The 14,451-nt window shown below is 68.3% G+C and carries 17 protein-coding genes, 2 tRNA genes and 1 pseudogene; 13 read left to right on the top strand and 7 right to left on the bottom strand.

What is annotated here, in order from left to right:
• Positions 1-123: 123 nt before the first annotated feature.
• On the bottom strand, positions 124-396 hold the full coding sequence (locus ACIBQ1_RS58540) for a hypothetical protein (RefSeq protein WP_397291975.1): 273 nt from the start codon (positions 394-396) through the stop codon (positions 124-126).
• Between the two features lie 473 nt (positions 397-869).
• Here ACIBQ1_RS58540 and ACIBQ1_RS58535 point away from each other — a divergent pair, with 473 nt between their 5' ends.
• A complete protein-coding gene (locus tag ACIBQ1_RS58535; protein WP_397291973.1) occupies positions 870-1,217 on the top strand; it encodes a hypothetical protein in 348 nt (115 codons plus the stop codon).
• Here the strand turns inward: ACIBQ1_RS58535 and ACIBQ1_RS58530 are convergent, their stop codons facing one another.
• Genes ACIBQ1_RS58530 through ACIBQ1_RS58520 form a run of 3 tightly spaced genes read right to left on the bottom strand, consistent with a single transcriptional unit; the run spans position 1,218 to position 3,399 of the window.
• Entirely contained in the window at positions 1,218-1,721 is a 504-nt protein-coding gene (locus ACIBQ1_RS58530; protein WP_397291972.1) for an NUDIX hydrolase, read from the bottom strand.
• Positions 1,722-1,733: 12 nt separating this feature from the next.
• Positions 1,734-2,477, bottom strand: a complete 744-nt coding sequence (locus ACIBQ1_RS58525; protein WP_397291971.1) for an ABC transporter permease — start codon at positions 2,475-2,477, stop codon at positions 1,734-1,736.
• The gene (locus ACIBQ1_RS58520; RefSeq protein ID WP_397291969.1) at positions 2,458-3,399 is read right to left on the bottom strand and encodes an ATP-binding cassette domain-containing protein; all 942 of its coding nucleotides are present in this window, start codon (positions 3,397-3,399) and stop codon (positions 2,458-2,460) included. The genes ACIBQ1_RS58525 and ACIBQ1_RS58520 overlap by 20 nt, the downstream gene beginning before the upstream one ends.
• Before the next feature lie 69 nt (positions 3,400-3,468).
• Between ACIBQ1_RS58520 and ACIBQ1_RS58515 the strand changes: the two genes are divergently transcribed.
• The 5 genes from ACIBQ1_RS58515 to ACIBQ1_RS58495 all read left to right on the top strand — a co-directional run bounded on the left by ACIBQ1_RS58515 (position 3,469) and on the right by ACIBQ1_RS58495 (position 6,063).
• Entirely contained in the window at positions 3,469-3,999 is a 531-nt protein-coding gene (locus ACIBQ1_RS58515) for an AAA family ATPase (RefSeq protein ID WP_397291968.1), read from the top strand.
• 49 nt (positions 4,000-4,048) lie between these two features.
• Positions 4,049-5,011, top strand: coding sequence for a GH25 family lysozyme (locus ACIBQ1_RS58510; RefSeq protein ID WP_397291966.1), 963 nt, complete (start codon positions 4,049-4,051; stop codon positions 5,009-5,011).
• A gap of 105 nt (positions 5,012-5,116) precedes the next feature.
• Entirely contained in the window at positions 5,117-5,647 is a 531-nt protein-coding gene (locus ACIBQ1_RS58505) for a C40 family peptidase (protein WP_397291965.1), read from the top strand.
• Positions 5,648-5,720: 73 nt separating this feature from the next.
• Positions 5,721-5,951, top strand: coding sequence for a transposase (locus ACIBQ1_RS58500; RefSeq protein WP_397291964.1), 231 nt, complete (start codon positions 5,721-5,723; stop codon positions 5,949-5,951).
• A gap of 39 nt (positions 5,952-5,990) precedes the next feature.
• Positions 5,991-6,063: transfer RNA gene (locus ACIBQ1_RS58495), tRNA-Thr, on the top strand.
• Between the two features lie 130 nt (positions 6,064-6,193).
• On the opposite strand, the gene ACIBQ1_RS58490 is transcribed toward ACIBQ1_RS58495, so the two are convergent.
• Complete coding sequence (locus ACIBQ1_RS58490) at positions 6,194-6,964, bottom strand: DUF2071 domain-containing protein (RefSeq protein WP_397291962.1); 771 nt, start codon at positions 6,962-6,964, stop codon at positions 6,194-6,196.
• A 308-nt stretch (positions 6,965-7,272) separates the two neighbouring features.
• Between ACIBQ1_RS58490 and ACIBQ1_RS58485 the strand changes: the two genes are divergently transcribed.
• From ACIBQ1_RS58485 to ACIBQ1_RS58460, 6 genes are all read left to right on the top strand, one after another.
• A tRNA-Met gene (locus ACIBQ1_RS58485) sits at positions 7,273-7,346 on the top strand.
• 71 nt (positions 7,347-7,417) lie between these two features.
• A complete protein-coding gene (gene rpmG, locus ACIBQ1_RS58480; RefSeq protein WP_019632658.1) occupies positions 7,418-7,582 on the top strand; it encodes a 50S ribosomal protein L33 in 165 nt (54 codons plus the stop codon).
• A 434-nt stretch (positions 7,583-8,016) separates the two neighbouring features.
• Positions 8,017-8,466 carry a MaoC family dehydratase N-terminal domain-containing protein gene (locus ACIBQ1_RS58475; RefSeq protein WP_397291961.1) on the top strand — a complete coding sequence of 150 codons (450 nt, stop codon included), beginning with the start codon at positions 8,017-8,019 and terminating at the stop codon, positions 8,464-8,466.
• 1 nt (position 8,467) lies between these two features.
• The gene (locus ACIBQ1_RS58470; protein ID WP_397291960.1) at positions 8,468-8,896 is read left to right on the top strand and encodes a MaoC family dehydratase; all 429 of its coding nucleotides are present in this window, start codon (positions 8,468-8,470) and stop codon (positions 8,894-8,896) included.
• A gap of 214 nt (positions 8,897-9,110) precedes the next feature.
• Complete coding sequence (locus ACIBQ1_RS58465; RefSeq protein ID WP_397291958.1) at positions 9,111-10,148, top strand: UDP-N-acetylmuramate dehydrogenase; 1,038 nt, start codon at positions 9,111-9,113, stop codon at positions 10,146-10,148.
• 223 nt (positions 10,149-10,371) lie between these two features.
• Positions 10,372-10,938: a TMEM165/GDT1 family protein gene (locus ACIBQ1_RS58460; protein WP_397291957.1), complete on the top strand. Its 567-nt coding sequence runs from the start codon at positions 10,372-10,374 to the stop codon at positions 10,936-10,938.
• On the opposite strand, the gene ACIBQ1_RS58455 is transcribed toward ACIBQ1_RS58460, so the two are convergent.
• Both ACIBQ1_RS58455 and ACIBQ1_RS58450 read right to left on the bottom strand, forming a co-directional pair.
• A complete protein-coding gene (locus ACIBQ1_RS58455) occupies positions 10,939-13,794 on the bottom strand; it encodes an AAA family ATPase (RefSeq protein WP_397291956.1) in 2,856 nt (951 codons plus the stop codon).
• A 115-nt stretch (positions 13,795-13,909) separates the two neighbouring features.
• Positions 13,910-14,056: a hypothetical protein gene (locus tag ACIBQ1_RS58450; protein ID WP_192789639.1), complete on the bottom strand. Its 147-nt coding sequence runs from the start codon at positions 14,054-14,056 to the stop codon at positions 13,910-13,912.
• Positions 14,057-14,255: 199 nt separating this feature from the next.
• On the opposite strand from ACIBQ1_RS58450, the pseudogene ACIBQ1_RS58445 reads away from it, so the two are divergent.
• Positions 14,256-14,451 (top strand): annotated as a pseudogene (locus ACIBQ1_RS58445) (deoxyribose-phosphate aldolase); the annotation flags it as partial.

Here is a 14,451-nt window from a genome sequence, read left to right as displayed (position 1 = left end):
GGGACGGGTGAAAGGTTGGGTGCTCGCTTCGGCGCGTCGATGGCGTGCACGGCATGCGGGGACCACCCCCGGGCGGGGTCGCGGGGCTCGTCCCGCCGTCGCGGGCGTCCGGTGAACGGCCGGTCAGAGGAAGAGTATTTTCCGTGGATTTCCGTCGGATTCGACTATGGCCAGCTCGTGGCCCTGCGCGAGCTGGTCCTCGACGAATTTCCAGATGGTGATGGCGCGGCGGATCGCCTCGGTGAACGACAGGCCCTTGCGCTCGGCCAATGTCTTGAACGTTTGCGCGGTTTCGTGGCTCAGGTTGACGGACAACCGTACGAAATTGTTGTTGTTGCTGCTCCTCTCCTGATCGAGGCTGGTGTCCTTGCCGGTGGACTCACGCGTCATGGTCATGTCTCCTGGCCCTTGGGGTTAGGGGGCACGTGGAGTAGAGGGTGGGGATGCTCCGACGTCTCGCTGCTGCTCGGTGCTCATCGTAGGTGCATGTTTTTTATACACGCTGGCTTGCCATGGGGAGGGGGTCCGGCCCATACCGAGTGTTGTCCTGCCACACCTCGAAGTAAGAACTTTATACGCGTGCGGAAGGATCCACTCCTGGGCTCATATGCGGGTAATTCTCACAAATAGTACGCGTCATGTCATCATGAAATGTGGGCTAAAGGCGCGCTCGAATCCCACAGGCCCCTAGGATGTGCCTTATCCCGCAAGGACGCGCGATCGGGCAGCGTGGCAGAAATCCCGTATGAAGCGGCAGAAATCTGACATGCACACGTGGCTCGTTCTCCGAGGTGGGTCCCATCGCAGTCTGAGGTGGTCCAGCGCACCTCCCCGTAGTCAGCCCTGACGACAGGGCTGATGGAGGAAACATGAGTGGAGCCAGTCAGCCGTCTGGCGCCGGAGATCGATCCGGGGCCGAGGGGGCCGAGGACGTCGAACCGAAGAGCGAACTGGTGGATCTCTCCCCGCCGCCCGCGGACTCGCCGGTGGTGCAGTTGCTGGAGAAGACCGCGGTTCGCCATCGGAGCTGGTTCATCACCGTCTATTTAGGCGTGCTGATCACCGTCATCCTGGCCAGCATCCTGGGCCCAGGCTTCCTGCCCGAGCAGGCGTGGACCCAGATGAAGCCCGAGGTGGCGGACGTGCGGCTCTGGCTCTTCCAGATCGGGTTCGTGATCGTGGGCGGCTATCTCTTCACCGGGAAGGCGTCCAAGTAGCTAGTGCGGGCTGGGCCCGTCCAGGAGGGACAACCAGGTGCGATCAGGGCAGACGCGGGCGATCTCCGACGGTGGGAGCCAGTCCGCCCTGGTGCTCTCCGAGCCGGCCGGCGGCTGGGTCGGCCGGCCCGGATGCGGGAGGCGGGCCCTGAACATCGCCATGTACGTCAGCGGCGGGTAACGGTAACCGGCCGGGGCGGCGTCCAGGAGCTCGATGCGCTGCCAGGCGAAGGCGGACAGCGCGGCGGGCGGCAGGCGGAGGCCGGTCTCCTCATACAGCTCCCTGGCCGCGGCGTCGAGGGCCGTCTCGCCGGGTTCGAGGTGGCCGCCGGGGATGTCCCACCCGCGGCCCTCCTCGTCCAGGCACGTCATGAGGGTTCTGCCGGTCTGGTCCGAGACGAACGCGAACGCCGACGTGGTCTTGTCCAGAGGCGGGAGACTCGGGGACAGGATCAGGTCCAGACGGTGGCGTACGGGGATCCAGGGGACCGTCAGATGAGTCATTCCTCAAGGGTCTCAGACACCCCGGCGCATGGCCCGGTTGCCCAGATACAGGCCGATCGCGGCGATGGCGCACGCCGCCGCGGTCCCGTAAAGGATCGAGGGGTTTGTCAGGTTTCCGGAGAAGAGGGCTCGTTGAGCCTCGACGATGTACGTGACCGGATTCGCGTACCCGGCCGCCCGCAGCCACTCCGGGGCCGTCTCCATCGGGAGCAGCACCCCCGACAGGAGGAGCAGGGGGAACAGGACCGACTGGCTGACGACGTAGAAGAGCGTGCCGCTGGGGGCCGACTTGATGGCCAGCACGAACGAGAGCGAGCCCAGGCCGACGCCGAAGACGACCAGCTGCGCCAGGCCCGCCAGCACGCCCGCCAGGTGCAGCTCGAAGCCCAGGGGGACGGCCAGCACGATGATCAGGACGGCCTGGGCCAGCAGCACGATCATGGTCTTCAGCGTCCGGCCCACCAGCATCGCCGTGCGGTTGAGCGGGGTGACCATCAGGCGCTCCAGCGAGCCGCCGATCAGCTCGACCAGCAGGGTGTAGCCGGAGGACATGGGGCCCGTCAGGCACATCATGACCAGGATCCCCGGCACGAACCACTGCCACGACGACCCGACGGCCCCGTCCAGCAGCGACCCGAACAGGAACAGGAACAGCAGCGGCTGTCCCATCTCGAAGAGCAGTCCGACCGAGTCGCGCACGACCGGCTTGAACTCGCGCGAGAAGACGGTGGCGGTGTCACGAAAGAATGTCGTCATCGGTGAGGCTTCTCCCGGTAAGAGCGAGGAACACGTCGTCGAGGGTCGGACGGGCGGTCTCGGCGGCGGTGACCTTGATGCCGGAGCCGTCCAGGGTTCTGAGGTAGTCGGGGAGCGCGGTGGGCGCGTTGGGGACGCGCAGGCGCACGGTGGTGCCGTCGGCGGCGCCGCCGACGATCTCCGCGGCCCGGCGCGCCTCCTCCTCCGTGCTGGTGGCGATCGTGATGTGGTCGCCCGCGAGGTCGTTCTTGAGCTGTTCGGCGGTGCCGTCCGCGATGATCAGGCCGTTGTCGATGATCACCACGCGTTCGGCCATGTTGTCGGCTTCCTCCAGGTAGTGGGTGGTCAGGAACAGCGTCGTTCCGTACGTCTCCCGCAGCCGGAGGATGTGCTGCCAGACCTCGGCCCGGCTCTTCGGGTCGAGACCGGTCGAAGGCTCGTCGAGGAAGAGCAGGTCGGGGCGGTGGATGAGGCCGAGCGCGATGTCCAGGCGGCGGCGCTGGCCGCCCGAGAGCGTGCCGGGGCGCCGCTTGGCCAGCGCTCTGAGGTCGAGCAGGTCGAGCAGTTCGTCGGCGCGGGCGGCCGCCTGCCCGCCGCCGAGGCCGTAGCAGCGGCCCTGGGTGACGAGCTCGTCGCGGACGAGGTAGTTCTCGCCCGCGCTGCTGCGCTGGCCCACGTAGCCGATGCGGGCGCGCACGCCCGCCGGGTCCTTGGCCACGTCGCGGCCCGCCACCATGGCGGTGCCCGAGGTGGGCGGCAGGAGGGTCGTGAGCATCCGCAGGGTGGTGGATTTGCCGGCCCCGTTGGGACCCAGGAAAGCGACTAGCTGGCCGGCCTCCACGTTCAGGTCGATGCCGCGTACGGCTTCCACCCGCTCCTTCTTGACTTTGAACACTCGGGTCAGTCCCCGGGCATGGATCATGGTCGCCCTCCTCCGGGCATGGCGAAATAACCCCTGGTCGGGGGCGCGATTGAGGATCGAATCAAGTTTGTGCAGGTTCAATCCGGTTTGGCAAACGCGAATGTCATGTTCATAAACGGCTCTCACCTGCGGAAACGATGTTTTCTGCAACGCTCTGCGACGGTGGATTTCCGGGTGCTGAAGTGCGGGTTTCCGGGTGTCGCGAAGTTTTTCCCGGCGGGCCTGGCAGCATGGCTGATCGTGTGCCGGATGGTGGTGCTGGTGAACGGGTTGCCCGGGGCGGGGAAGAGCACGCTCGCGCGGGCGCTGGGGCGGGAGCTCGGCCTGCCGGTCTTCAGCAAGGACGATCTCAAGGAGACGCTGGCCGACGTCCTCGAACGGCCGCCCGGGGTGGGCGAGCGCGAGTGGAGCAGGCGGCTGGGCGCGGCCGCCGGGGAGAGCATGTGGACGCTGCTGGCGAGCGCCGGGCGGGGCGCGGTGCTGGAGAGCCCCTGGCCGGCGCCGACACGGCCGCTGGGGTTGGGGGTGACCTATTGGGTCGATACCTCAAAAGCAGTCGATATTTCGGGACTTGCGGGGTTGTGTCAGGCTCCGCAATGATTCCCGCGTGAAAAGTCTGTGGGTAATTGCGGCAATTGCTGCCTTAGGTATGGGCGGAGTCGCGGAGGCGGCCGACGGCGTCGCCGGAGTCGACGTCAGTAACTGGACGGGCGAGATCGACTGGGAAAGTGTGGCCTCAGGAGGCGGGAAGTTCGCGTTCGTGCACGCCACCGAGGGTACGAACTACCGTAACCCGGTTTTTGACGCGCAGTACGGCGGTGCCGCCGGAGCGGGGCTGATCCGGGGCGCGTATCACTTTGCGCAACCGCACGAATCCGATGGGACGGCCCAGGCCGACTATTTCCTGCAGAACGGCGGCAACTGGATCAGCGATGGTCAAACGCTGCCCGGAGTGCTCGATATCGAGGACAACCCGTACAAGGACAAGAACGGCAAGAACAACTGCTATGACCTGTCCGTCGAGGACATGGTCACCTGGCTCAAGGACTTCACCACCAAGTACCACGAGGCGACCGGCCGCCGCGCGATCATCTACACCACCACGAGCTGGTGGCGGACCTGCACGGGGAACTCCGACAAGTTCAAGTCGAACCCGCTCTGGATCGCCCGCTGGGGCGACGACCCCGGTGAGCTGCCGAAGAGCTGGAAGCGGCACACCTTCTGGCAGTCTGCGGAGAAGGGCACGCTGGCCGGCGGGCAGAACTCGTTCAACGGCTCCGAGTCCCAGCTCAAGGAGCTGGCCAACCCGCCGGCCGAGGTGACGGTCTCGGGCGCGGCCAGGAGCAGGAAGGCGTACACGGTCACCGTCTCGAACACCGGCCCGCACCCCGTCAAGGACGTCAAGGTGTCGGGGCGGGCGTTCGGCGGGCAGCGCGTGGTGAAGGCGCCCGGGTGCACGTTCAGCGGCACGGCGGTGGTGTGCCGGGTCGGGGAGCTGGCGCGGGGGCAGAAGAAGACGTTCACGATCACCACGAAGCCGTCCAGGTCGAAGGGCACGGTCGGGCTGTACGTCGCGGTGGGCTCTGTGAAAATGACCCTCAAGTCCCGCTGACGCCTGGGCGGGAGCGCTCGGGCGCTCGGAGTCACAAAGCACCACAAACCGCCATAAGGCAGGATGGCTCCAGAGGGCCATAGAGCTTGTCGGGGGGCGGGCAGGATGAGGCGGCGGTGGCGGTTGGCGGCAGGGGTGGCGGCGCTGCTCCTGCTGGTCGCCACGGCCTCCGTGCCGCTCGGGCTGTACGTGCCGGCGAACGTCGTGCGGATCGCGTACGAGATCGAGCAGCGCAGGATCGTCTACTCATGGGGAGGCGGCCACGCTGAGGAGCCCGGCCCGTCGACCGGCACCTGCCAGGGCTACCGGGGGAAGATCAGGCCCTGCCCGGCCGCCCGGACGCGCGGGCTCGACTGCTCGGGGTTCGCGCGGTGGGTGTACGCGCTGGCGAGCGGGTCGGATGTGCTGGGGCCGGGGAACACCAATGATCATGTGCGGCGGATGCGGCGGGTTCAGGTGGCCATGCCGGGGGACCTGGTTTTCTTCGGAAAAGTCACGAAAAAAGCCGTCAAAACCCACCATGTGGGCATTTATCTCGGCAACGGAAAGATGATGAACGCCCCCGAGACCGGCGCCATGGTGCGCGTGGACGACATCGCCCGGCGTAAGGACTTCGCGGGCTTCTATCGGCTCTGAACTGATTCGGTATGGCCTGTAACGCCTGTGGCGTGGCAAAAATTGAGAGACCCGGAGGCTACTCTGTGCCGCTATGGACAGGCGATGGGTCGGCCTCGACGGCTACGAGGTCGTAGGCGTGGTGAGCGGCGGTCGGCAGCTGCTGCGGGTGTGCCGGCACGGGTGGGTGGTCGCCGACTGCACCTCTGTGGTGGAGGTGGCCCGACACGTCGACCTGGCGGATCTGTGCGAAGTCATCGAACTGCCGGTGCGGCGGCGGATGGAGGAGCGCGCGGAGGCCCGAACGAGTTCGCATCATCGGTGAGTGCCGTGTATGGTTACACCTGTCCGCAGCGCCGGACAGGCCCCTATAGCTCAGTCGGCAGAGCGTCTCCATGGTAAGGAGAAGGTCAACGGTTCGATTCCGTTTGGGGGCTCTTGCTCTGATCAACCACAACGCCCGACCCGCCAGGTAGCGGGGCCGGGCGTTTCGCATTTCCACCACAACCCACAAACCGCCGCCCCGCAACCACCCGGCGGAGGCGTGCTCGCCGTTGGAGGGCCGTCTCACGCTTCGGTGGCGCGCTGGGCCTGCGGCTCCGGGTGCAAGCGGTGGGGTGGGGTGTGGATGTCGAAGGGGATGCGGGCCTGGGCCAGGACCGAGTGCGGGGGTGTGTCCGGCGTGATCAGGCCCAGGCGTTCGAAGAAGGGGAACCGGGCGAAGGTGGCCTCCAGGTGCCGGGGGCGCATGATCGGGTGCCAGATGCTGTAGACGCCCACCCTTCCGTCCCGGCGCTGGTACCAGCCCTGGGTCGGGTGGGTGAGTCGCTCCAGCCAGTGTGAATCGTCCGGGAAGCCGTCCAGCGGCATCGGGGGCCGGGGGAGCTCGACCGCCTCGCAGCGGGCGTCGGTGGACGACAGGCGCCAGTGGGCCGGGGTGCTGAGCCAGTCGGCCTCGACGCGGATGTGGTCGCGGCGCCATGGCATGCCCCACAGGTGCTGCGGGATCGCCACGACGGGGTGGTCCAGGCGGGTGCCGAAGAACCAGACGCCCGCCTGGCCGTACGCGGTGACGTAGGCCCGGTAGTTGATCTGCCCGCAGTCGATCGCCACCTGCGGCAGGAAGCGGAAGTGGAAGTCCCGGTCGCGGAAGGCGACGGCGGAGACCAGGGCTCCGGGGCCGTCGCCGAACGTCGTCTCCATGGGGGCGAAACCTTCGGGCAGGTGCCGGGCGAGCGCGTCGGCGTCCACCCGGTAGCTCACGATCGCAAAGTCCTCGAGATCCGTGTGCGCGTGGTACCAGCGCGGACGCGGCCGGGGAGTGCCCACGAAGGTCATGTTCACAAGGTACGTGCCCGGGGACCGCGCGGTCATGGGGGCGGGTGAGGCCTGTGCGCCACGACGTGATCCGGGCGCTCTCAAGGGATTGCGCGCCGCGCGCCGGTCGCTGCTACGCTTGCCTCCTCCACTGCTTGATCTTCATGTGGAGTCGGCTGTTCGGGGGCGAGCATCGCCGATTGGTAATGGATTTCGGTTGTCGGGGGTTCCTGAGGCATACTGGGTAGCACCCCACCCGATTGGGCGAGTTACGAATGTGCTCGCTGCTTCGGGTATCCTCTACGGGCCGGGGTCGTTACCGGCTCAAAGGCGGAGTAGCTCAGTCAGGCAGAGCAAACGGCTCATAATCGTTGTGTCGCCGGTTCAAGTCCGGCCTCCGCTACTGCCCATCCCCAGGTCAACAGGCCTGGGTACGGGCGTGTCCATGTCCCGAACGTAGAAAGGCACTCCCAAGTGGCTGCCACCGACGTTAGGCCGAAGATCACGCTGGCCTGCCAGGAGTGCAAGCACCGCAACTACATCACGCGGAAGAACCGGCGCAACGACCCGGATCGGCTTGAGCTGAAGAAGTACTGCCCCAACTGCCGCTGCCACCGCGCGCACCGCGAGACCCGCTAGGTCTCCGGGTAACCGGGCAGGGGCTTCTGGCCCCACATTTCGTCATATCGCGCAACCGGCGTCCTGTCACAGGGCGCCGGTTCGTCGCGTTCTGCACAGGGCTTCGCACAGACCTCAGAGGATCCCGGGCTTCTCTCTTCGCGCCCGTGTCCGTCGCACTCCTGAGGCACCGGTAAGCGCCTCGCTGTCGCCGTCCGGACGGGTCCGCCGCGCGAACGGGTGTCGTGGCGGGGGTCGGTCGGCCTGGTTCGGGTCCTGGAGCGCTCTGCCGCGTCCCCGTGCCGCATGCCGGGTCTATGGACGGGGTTTTGAGAGGCCCGTGTGCCGGGAAAGTTCGCGGGGCAAAATCAAGATAATCACCGGCGACAGCCGAACCTTGTTCTGTTACCGTCGGCCTCAGCAGCGCTCGGCTGGTGACACGCGAGGGAGCACTGATGGCCTTGAACCGAGACTTCGTGGGCAGGACCTATCCGTCCAACGCGCCGTACGAGGTCAGCCGGGTGAAGATCAGGGAGTTCGCCACCGCGATCGGTGACAACAACCCGCTCTACCGGGACAAGGAGGCCGCCCAGGCCGCCGGATACCCCGATGTGATCGCGCCACCCACGTTCCCCATCGTGTTCAGCCTGCAGAGCGGCGGTGAGGCGCTCGTCGATCCCGACCTCGGGCTGAACCTCGCCATGGTCGTCCACGGCGAGCAGCGCTTCGAGTACGTCCGGCCGGTCTGCGCCGGGGACCGGCTCGTCACGACCGCGACGATCACCGACATTCGCACGGCCGGGCGGAACGAGCTGCTGACGGTCAGGAGCGACGTGACGACCGTCGACGGCGAGCCGGTCTGCGTCACCTACAACACGATCGTCGAGCGCGGAGGGGCCGGCTGAGATGACCGCCACGGTGAAGTACGACGAGGTCGAGGTCGGGCAGGAGATCCCGGAGGCCGACTACAACGTGCGCAGGCTCAACCTGGTGATGTACGCCGGGGCTTCCGGGGACTTCAACCAGATCCACTGGAACGAGCGGTTCGCCAAGATGGTGGGGCTGCCCGACGTGATCGCGCACGGGATGTTCACGATGGCGCAGGCCGGGCGGTTCGTCACGGACTGGGCCGGGGACCCGGGGGCGGTGCTGGACTTCGGGGTGCGGTTCTCGTCGATGGTGGTCGTCCCCGACGACGACCACGGGGCGACGGTCTCGGTCAGCGGGGTCGTGGAGGAGAAGCTGGAGGACAAGCGGGTGGTCATCGGGCTCACCGCCAGGTCGGGCGACCAGAAGGTGCTGTCCAAGGCCCGCGCGGTGGTCCAGCTCTCCTGAGGGGCCGGCCTGCCGGGTGATAGTTCGGGCGGCTCTCTGGTACGCGTGACGCCCATGAACGAAGCAGCGCGACGAGTGCGGAGAGCTGGTCGTCCCGGAGGGGCCGCCGCCCGTGCCGCGGCTGGGATCGCCACCCCGGCTACGACGTACGGGAGTCGCGGCGGAACTTCGACCGCGTGCTGCGCATACTGGGCACCTCATAAGCTAGTGCCCCATGGAGATGCTCGCGCCGTACACCACGCTGCGCCTAGGCGGCCCTGCCCGTGACTTCGCCGAAGCGACCACGGCGGAGCACCTCGTGTCCCTGGTGGCCGAGGCCGACGTGAAGGGGCTGTCCACGCTGGTTCTCGGCGGGGGCAGCAACGTCGTGGTGTCCGACGAGGGGTTCGACGGGCTGGTCGTCAAGGTCTCGACCCAGGGCGTGGCGGTCTCGCGCGACGGCGAGCAGGTGCTGCTCACGGTCGAGGCGGGGGAGGACTGGGATTCGCTGGTCGCCCGCGCCGTGGTCGAGGGCTGGTCGGGCATCGAGTGCATGTCGGGCATCCCCGGCCTGGTCGGCTCGACCCCCATCCAGAACGTCGGCGCGTACGGCCAGGAGGTGTCCCAGACCATCCGGTGCGTGCGTGCCTACGACCGCCTCACCAGGCAGGTGGTGGATCTGGAGGCACGGCAGTGCGGGTTCTCCTACCGTGACAGCGCCTTCAAGCGCGACCTGACGCGGCACGTGGTGCTCGCGGTGACGTACGCGCTGGATATTTCGGAAATGTCCGGCCCGCTGGCGTACGAGGAGCTGGCCGGCAGGCTCCAGGCCAAGGTCGGTGGGAAAGTGCCGCTCGCGCGGGCCCGCGAGGCGGTGCTGGCACTGCGGCGCGGCAAGGGCATGGTGCTCGACCCGGACGATCCCGACACCCGCAGCGCCGGCTCGTTCTTCACCAATCCGATCCTCACGCCAGGGGAGGCCGAGGAGCTGGCCTCCCGCGCCCCGGGGCATCCGCGCTGGCAGCAGCCAGACGGGTCGGTCAAGGTGCCCGCCGCGTGGCTGATCGAGCAGGCGGGCTACCCGAAGGGGTACGCGCGCGGGCCCGTACGCATCTCCACCAAGCACACGCTGGCGCTGACCAACCCCGATGGCGCCGGCACCACCGGCGACCTGCTCGCGCTGGCCAGGGAGGTCCGGGACGGGGTGCGGGAGAAGTTCGGGGTCACGCTGGTCAACGAGCCCGTGCTCGTCGGGTGTGCCCTCGGGGAATAGGTCCTGTTCGCGGGCTGTTATGGTGATTTGGAATTACCGAAGGGGAGTAGTCCCAATCGCGTGATCGACACACTGGCGCTTCTTCGCGCCCGGTCGCGCGGGCCTCATACGGGCGGACGAGACCTTCGGCCTGGCAGTTGTGCAATGAGACGCTGCCGGGCCGAAGTCGTGCCCGAAACTCCCCGGGTCGCCGCTTCCGGCTCGGTCGCGCGGAAGGGGACCGTTGGAAGCGTTCTGGATCAGTCTCGCCGTCATCTTCGTGGCCGAACTCGGCGACAAGAGCCAGCTCATGGCGATGACGTTCGCGACCCGTTTCAAGACCTGGCCCGTGCTCGCGGGCATCACGATCGCCACAGCCGTCGTGCACCTGGTCAGCGTCGCCGTGGGCGGGCTGATCGGTGACGCGTTGCCGACGACGGCCATCTCGGTGGTGGCGGGGCTGGCCTTCCTCGGGTTCGCCGCGTGGACGCTGCGCGGGGACGAGCTGACCGAGGACGAGTCGAAGAAGGCCCAGCGCACCACCAGGAACGCCCTGATCGCGGTGACCGTGGCGTTCTTCCTGAGCGAGCTGGGCGACAAGACGATGCTGGCCACGATCACGCTGGCGACGCAGCACGGCTGGTTCGGCACCTGGATCGGCTCGACCGTCGGCATGGTGGCGGCGGACGCGCTGGCGATCCTGGTGGGACGGCTGATGGGCAGGCACCTGCCGGAGAAGGTCATCCGGTATGGCGCCGCGGCGGCGTTCGCGGTGTTCGGCGTCGTCCTCCTGGCCGAAGCGCTTATCTGATCACGGGGACAGCAGCGACAGGCGGTGGGCCGCGGCGGCGGCCTCGCCGCGGGTGGTGACGCCGAGCTTGGCCAGGATGTTGGACACGTGCACGCTCACCGTCTTGGCCGAGATGAACAGCTCGGTCGCGATGTCCCTGTTGGTCCTGCCCTGGGTCACCAGGCGCAGCACCTCCAGCTCGCGCGGCGTCAGCAGTTCGGAAGACTCCTGGGCGGGCTGAACCCCGCCCACCCGGCGCGACAGCGTCTCGATCTCCTCGATCAGCGGAGTGGCCCGCAGGGCCTCGGCCGGCGGGAGCGCCACCCGCAGCCGGGTCGCCGCCCCCTCGCGGTCGCCTCCGTGAGCGGCCGCCAGGGCCGCCCGCAGCAGGGCCTTGGCCTGGTTGTGCGGGCGGTTGAGCCGCTCCCAGGCCGCGGCGGCGGCGTCGAAGTCGCCGCTGTAGGACAGCCGGTACGCCTCCGCGACCGGCCCGATGACCGACAGCTCGGCCGCCACCTCGGCGGCCTGCTCGCGTACCGCCGCCGCCCTGCCGGGCTCCGTGGTCGCGGCGGCGTCGCAGACGACGCGGAGCAGGGCGAGCAGCCGCCAGCTCAGCATGGCCTTGCTCGGCTGCTGCGGATGGGCGAGCACGCGCTCGGCCACGGCCAGCGCGGCCCCGGGCTCGCCCCGGAGCAGGTGCCAGCCGATGTGCAGCCGGGAGTTGCTGATGATGTCCTGGACGAACTCCTCGGGGCGGTCCTTCAGCACGCCGATCTCGGACAGGATGCCCTCGACCAGTTGCACCTCGCCCCTCGCCAGCGCGATGTCGGCACGCGTGCGCAGCAGGGCGTACTTGTGGCGCAGGACGGGACCGTGGCTGAGCGCACCCTCGATGATCTCGATGGCCTCGTCCCAGCAGCCGACCGCCTCCAGCACCTCGGCCCAGTTGTTCTTGATGAACAGGCCGCCGCCGCGCAGCCTGCCGTACTTCTTGGCCAGCTCCCAGCCGTGCGCGGCCAGGCGCAGCGCCTCGTCGTGGCGGCCCATGTCCATCAGCGCGTCGATGTTGTTGCCGATCGCCCTGGTGATCAGCCGGCCCGAGCTCTCCGCGGTGCCGAGCTCGAGTGCCTGCTCGTTGACGATGATCGTGGACTCGTTCTCGCCGTCGAGAGAGTGACCGAGGGCCAGGTTGAGCAGCAGGTCGGCCTCCAGGCACCGGTCGCCGAGCTCCCTGACCAGGCGCAGGCCCTTGGCGATGAGCTCGTTCGCCTCGGCGATCTCGCCGCGCAGCATGAGGTGGCGGCTCAGCGGCGTGACGACCTCCGCCCGGTCGAGGCTGTCGCCGGGCACGAGCCGCAGGGCGTGCCTGAGATCGTCGATGACGCCGAGCTGGCCCTTGGAGTTGAGGAACGCGGCCCGGCGCACGATGAGCTGCGCCACGCGCGCCGGCTGCTCGTTCTCGTCGAGCTCGGACAGGGCGGCCTTGACGAACTTCATGCCCTTGTCCACGTCGCCGCCCGAGTTGGCGGCCTCGGAGGCCCGTTCGAGCACGGCGGTGTGGTCGGCGCCGATGAGCTGGGCCGCGTCGGGCACCCGGTCCCAGAGCATGAGCACGCGTTCGAGCAGCGGGACGGCCTCGGTGTAGGCGAACGCCGTGAAGGACTTGCGGGCCGCCTCCCAGGCGGAGATCAGGGCCCAGGTGTCGTTGCGGGCGCCGTACCAGTGGTGTGCCAGCTCGACGGCGGCGCGCCCGGGCGGGACCAGCCCGCGGTCCTTGGAGATCTCCTCGGCGTACCTGGCGTGCAGGCGCTGGTGCTCACCGGGCAGCAGCTCGTCGTGCACCGCCTCGCGGATGAGCGAGTGCCTGAAGACGTAGGCGCGGTTGTCGGCGATCTGCAGGACGTTGCCCGCGATGGCGGGGCGCAGCGCGGTCTCCAGCTCGACGTCGGACAGGCCGCTCACGGCGGCCAGCAGCTTGTGGCTGACCCGGATGCCGCCGGCGGCGGCGACGCGCAGCAGGCGCTGGGTCTCCTCGGGCAGCCGCTCGACGGAGTTGAGGATGAGGTCCTGCATGGACTCGGGGAACGTGCAGTCCTCGCCGCCCTCCAGCATGGCCTCCACGAACAGCGGGATGCCCTCGCTGCGCTCGTAGACCTTCTCGACCTTGACGTACTGGGGGACCTCTCCGAGGATGCCGGCCATCTGCTGGGCGACCTCGTCCCGCGACAGGCGGGGCAGGTCGAGCCGGTGGACGCCGTTGACCCGGCCCAGCTCGGCCAGCACCGGCCGGAGCGGATGCTGGCGGTGCAGGTCGTCGGAGCGGTAGGTCATGACGATCAGCACCTGCGGGGCGTGCAGGTTGCGGCTGAGGAAGGCGATGAGGTCGCGGCTGGACCTGTCGGCCCAGTGGATGTCCTCGATGACGAGGACGGTGGGACGAGGGACGGCCAGGCGTTCGAGGAGGGTGAGGAACTGCTCGAAGAGCCGGGCGCGGCCGGTGTCGGTCTCGCCGTCGCCGCTCGGCTCGCCGAACTCGGGCAGCAGCCGCGCGAGATCGCGCTCCGCGCCGTCCGGCAGCAGCCCGGCGACGGCGGCGGGGCCCTGCTCCCTGACGAGCTGTCTGAGCGCGGCGGTGAACGGCGCGTACGCCAGGCCCTCCGTGGACAGCTCCACGCAGCCGCCGAACAGCACGTGGGCGCCGGACATCTGGCACTGCTCGGCGAAGCGCTGGACGAGCCTGGTCTTGCCGACCCCGGCCTCGCCGCCGAGCAGGACGGCCGTCACCCTGCCTTTTCGTGCCTCGTCGAAGCTTTCAGACAGAGCCGCCAGTTCCTCTTCCCGCCCGACGAAGACGGGACTGACAGTACGTCCCCGCATGTCATCCAGCATGTCATGCCCGATCGGTTGCTTTCGACGCTTTTATGGGGGTCCCTTTACGGGGGTTTCGAGGCCCGGCCACGAGGGAGGTGGTGGCCGGGCTCTCGTGGGATGGTCATGAGAAACGGAGCTTGCCGAAGACCGAGCGGCGCTCGGACTTGTTGGCCCGCTCGGCCTCGCGTACCCGCCGGTGCTCGGCGGCGGCCTTGCGGAGCTCGCTCGCGTGGTTCTTCATGAGCTCGTACTCGATCTCGGGGTGCATGGTGTTTCTCCTGAAATTTCGTGCTTTCTTCCTGACACCTTTAAGACTCGGGCTAAGGCCCCGCCTGCCACATCGGGTGGATGCCTTATCTCTGGTACGCGGACCCCTACGGCATACCTAGGCCCCGGCCACCGGCGGTCTAAGGCGGTCCGGTTTGGAGCTCACGGCCCTGGTCGGCGATGCTGTGATGGTGTCAACTCTGACTACCTCGCTCGCGGACGTCGCTTCGTCCGACGCCGCGTTGCGAGCTTTCCTGCACGGCCTGCCCGGGGTTGACCGGGTCGGCGCGGACCAGCGGGCGGCGATGCTGGGCACCCGTTCGATCAAGACCACGGCCAAGGCCCAGGCCATCGACCTGGCCATCTCCATGGTCGACCTGACCACCCTCGAAGGAG

It is taken from the genome of Nonomuraea sp. NPDC050153 (assembly GCF_044460125.1).
GTDB lineage: Bacteria > Actinomycetota > Actinomycetes > Streptosporangiales > Streptosporangiaceae > Nonomuraea.
The sequence above is the reverse complement of the archived record's forward strand: the minus strand, read 5'-3'. Positions and strand labels throughout refer to the sequence as shown.

Excerpts from the sequence above, each read along its gene's own strand:
- ACIBQ1_RS58540 (WP_397291975.1), bottom strand. The coding sequence starts at position 396 with ATGACCATGACGCGTGAGTCCACCGGCAAGGACACCAGCCTCGATCAG.
- ACIBQ1_RS58535 (WP_397291973.1), top strand. The coding sequence starts at position 870 with ATGAGTGGAGCCAGTCAGCCGTCTGGCGCCGGAGATCGATCCGGGGCC.
- ACIBQ1_RS58530 (WP_397291972.1), bottom strand. The coding sequence starts at position 1,721 with ATGACTCATCTGACGGTCCCCTGGATCCCCGTACGCCACCGTCTGGAC.
- ACIBQ1_RS58525 (WP_397291971.1), bottom strand. The coding sequence starts at position 2,477 with ATGACGACATTCTTTCGTGACACCGCCACCGTCTTCTCGCGCGAGTTC.
- ACIBQ1_RS58520 (WP_397291969.1), bottom strand. The coding sequence starts at position 3,399 with ATGATCCATGCCCGGGGACTGACCCGAGTGTTCAAAGTCAAGAAGGAG.
- ACIBQ1_RS58510 (WP_397291966.1), top strand. The coding sequence starts at position 4,049 with ATGGGCGGAGTCGCGGAGGCGGCCGACGGCGTCGCCGGAGTCGACGTC.
- ACIBQ1_RS58505 (WP_397291965.1), top strand. The coding sequence starts at position 5,117 with ATGAGGCGGCGGTGGCGGTTGGCGGCAGGGGTGGCGGCGCTGCTCCTG.
- ACIBQ1_RS58500 (WP_397291964.1), top strand. The coding sequence starts at position 5,721 with ATGGACAGGCGATGGGTCGGCCTCGACGGCTACGAGGTCGTAGGCGTG.
- ACIBQ1_RS58490 (WP_397291962.1), bottom strand. The coding sequence starts at position 6,964 with ATGACCTTCGTGGGCACTCCCCGGCCGCGTCCGCGCTGGTACCACGCG.
- ACIBQ1_RS58475 (WP_397291961.1), top strand. The coding sequence starts at position 8,017 with ATGGCCTTGAACCGAGACTTCGTGGGCAGGACCTATCCGTCCAACGCG.
- ACIBQ1_RS58470 (WP_397291960.1), top strand. The coding sequence starts at position 8,468 with ATGACCGCCACGGTGAAGTACGACGAGGTCGAGGTCGGGCAGGAGATC.
- ACIBQ1_RS58465 (WP_397291958.1), top strand. The coding sequence starts at position 9,111 with ATGGAGATGCTCGCGCCGTACACCACGCTGCGCCTAGGCGGCCCTGCC.
- ACIBQ1_RS58455 (WP_397291956.1), bottom strand. The coding sequence starts at position 13,794 with ATGCGGGGACGTACTGTCAGTCCCGTCTTCGTCGGGCGGGAAGAGGAA.
- ACIBQ1_RS58450 (WP_192789639.1), bottom strand. The coding sequence starts at position 14,056 with ATGCACCCCGAGATCGAGTACGAGCTCATGAAGAACCACGCGAGCGAG.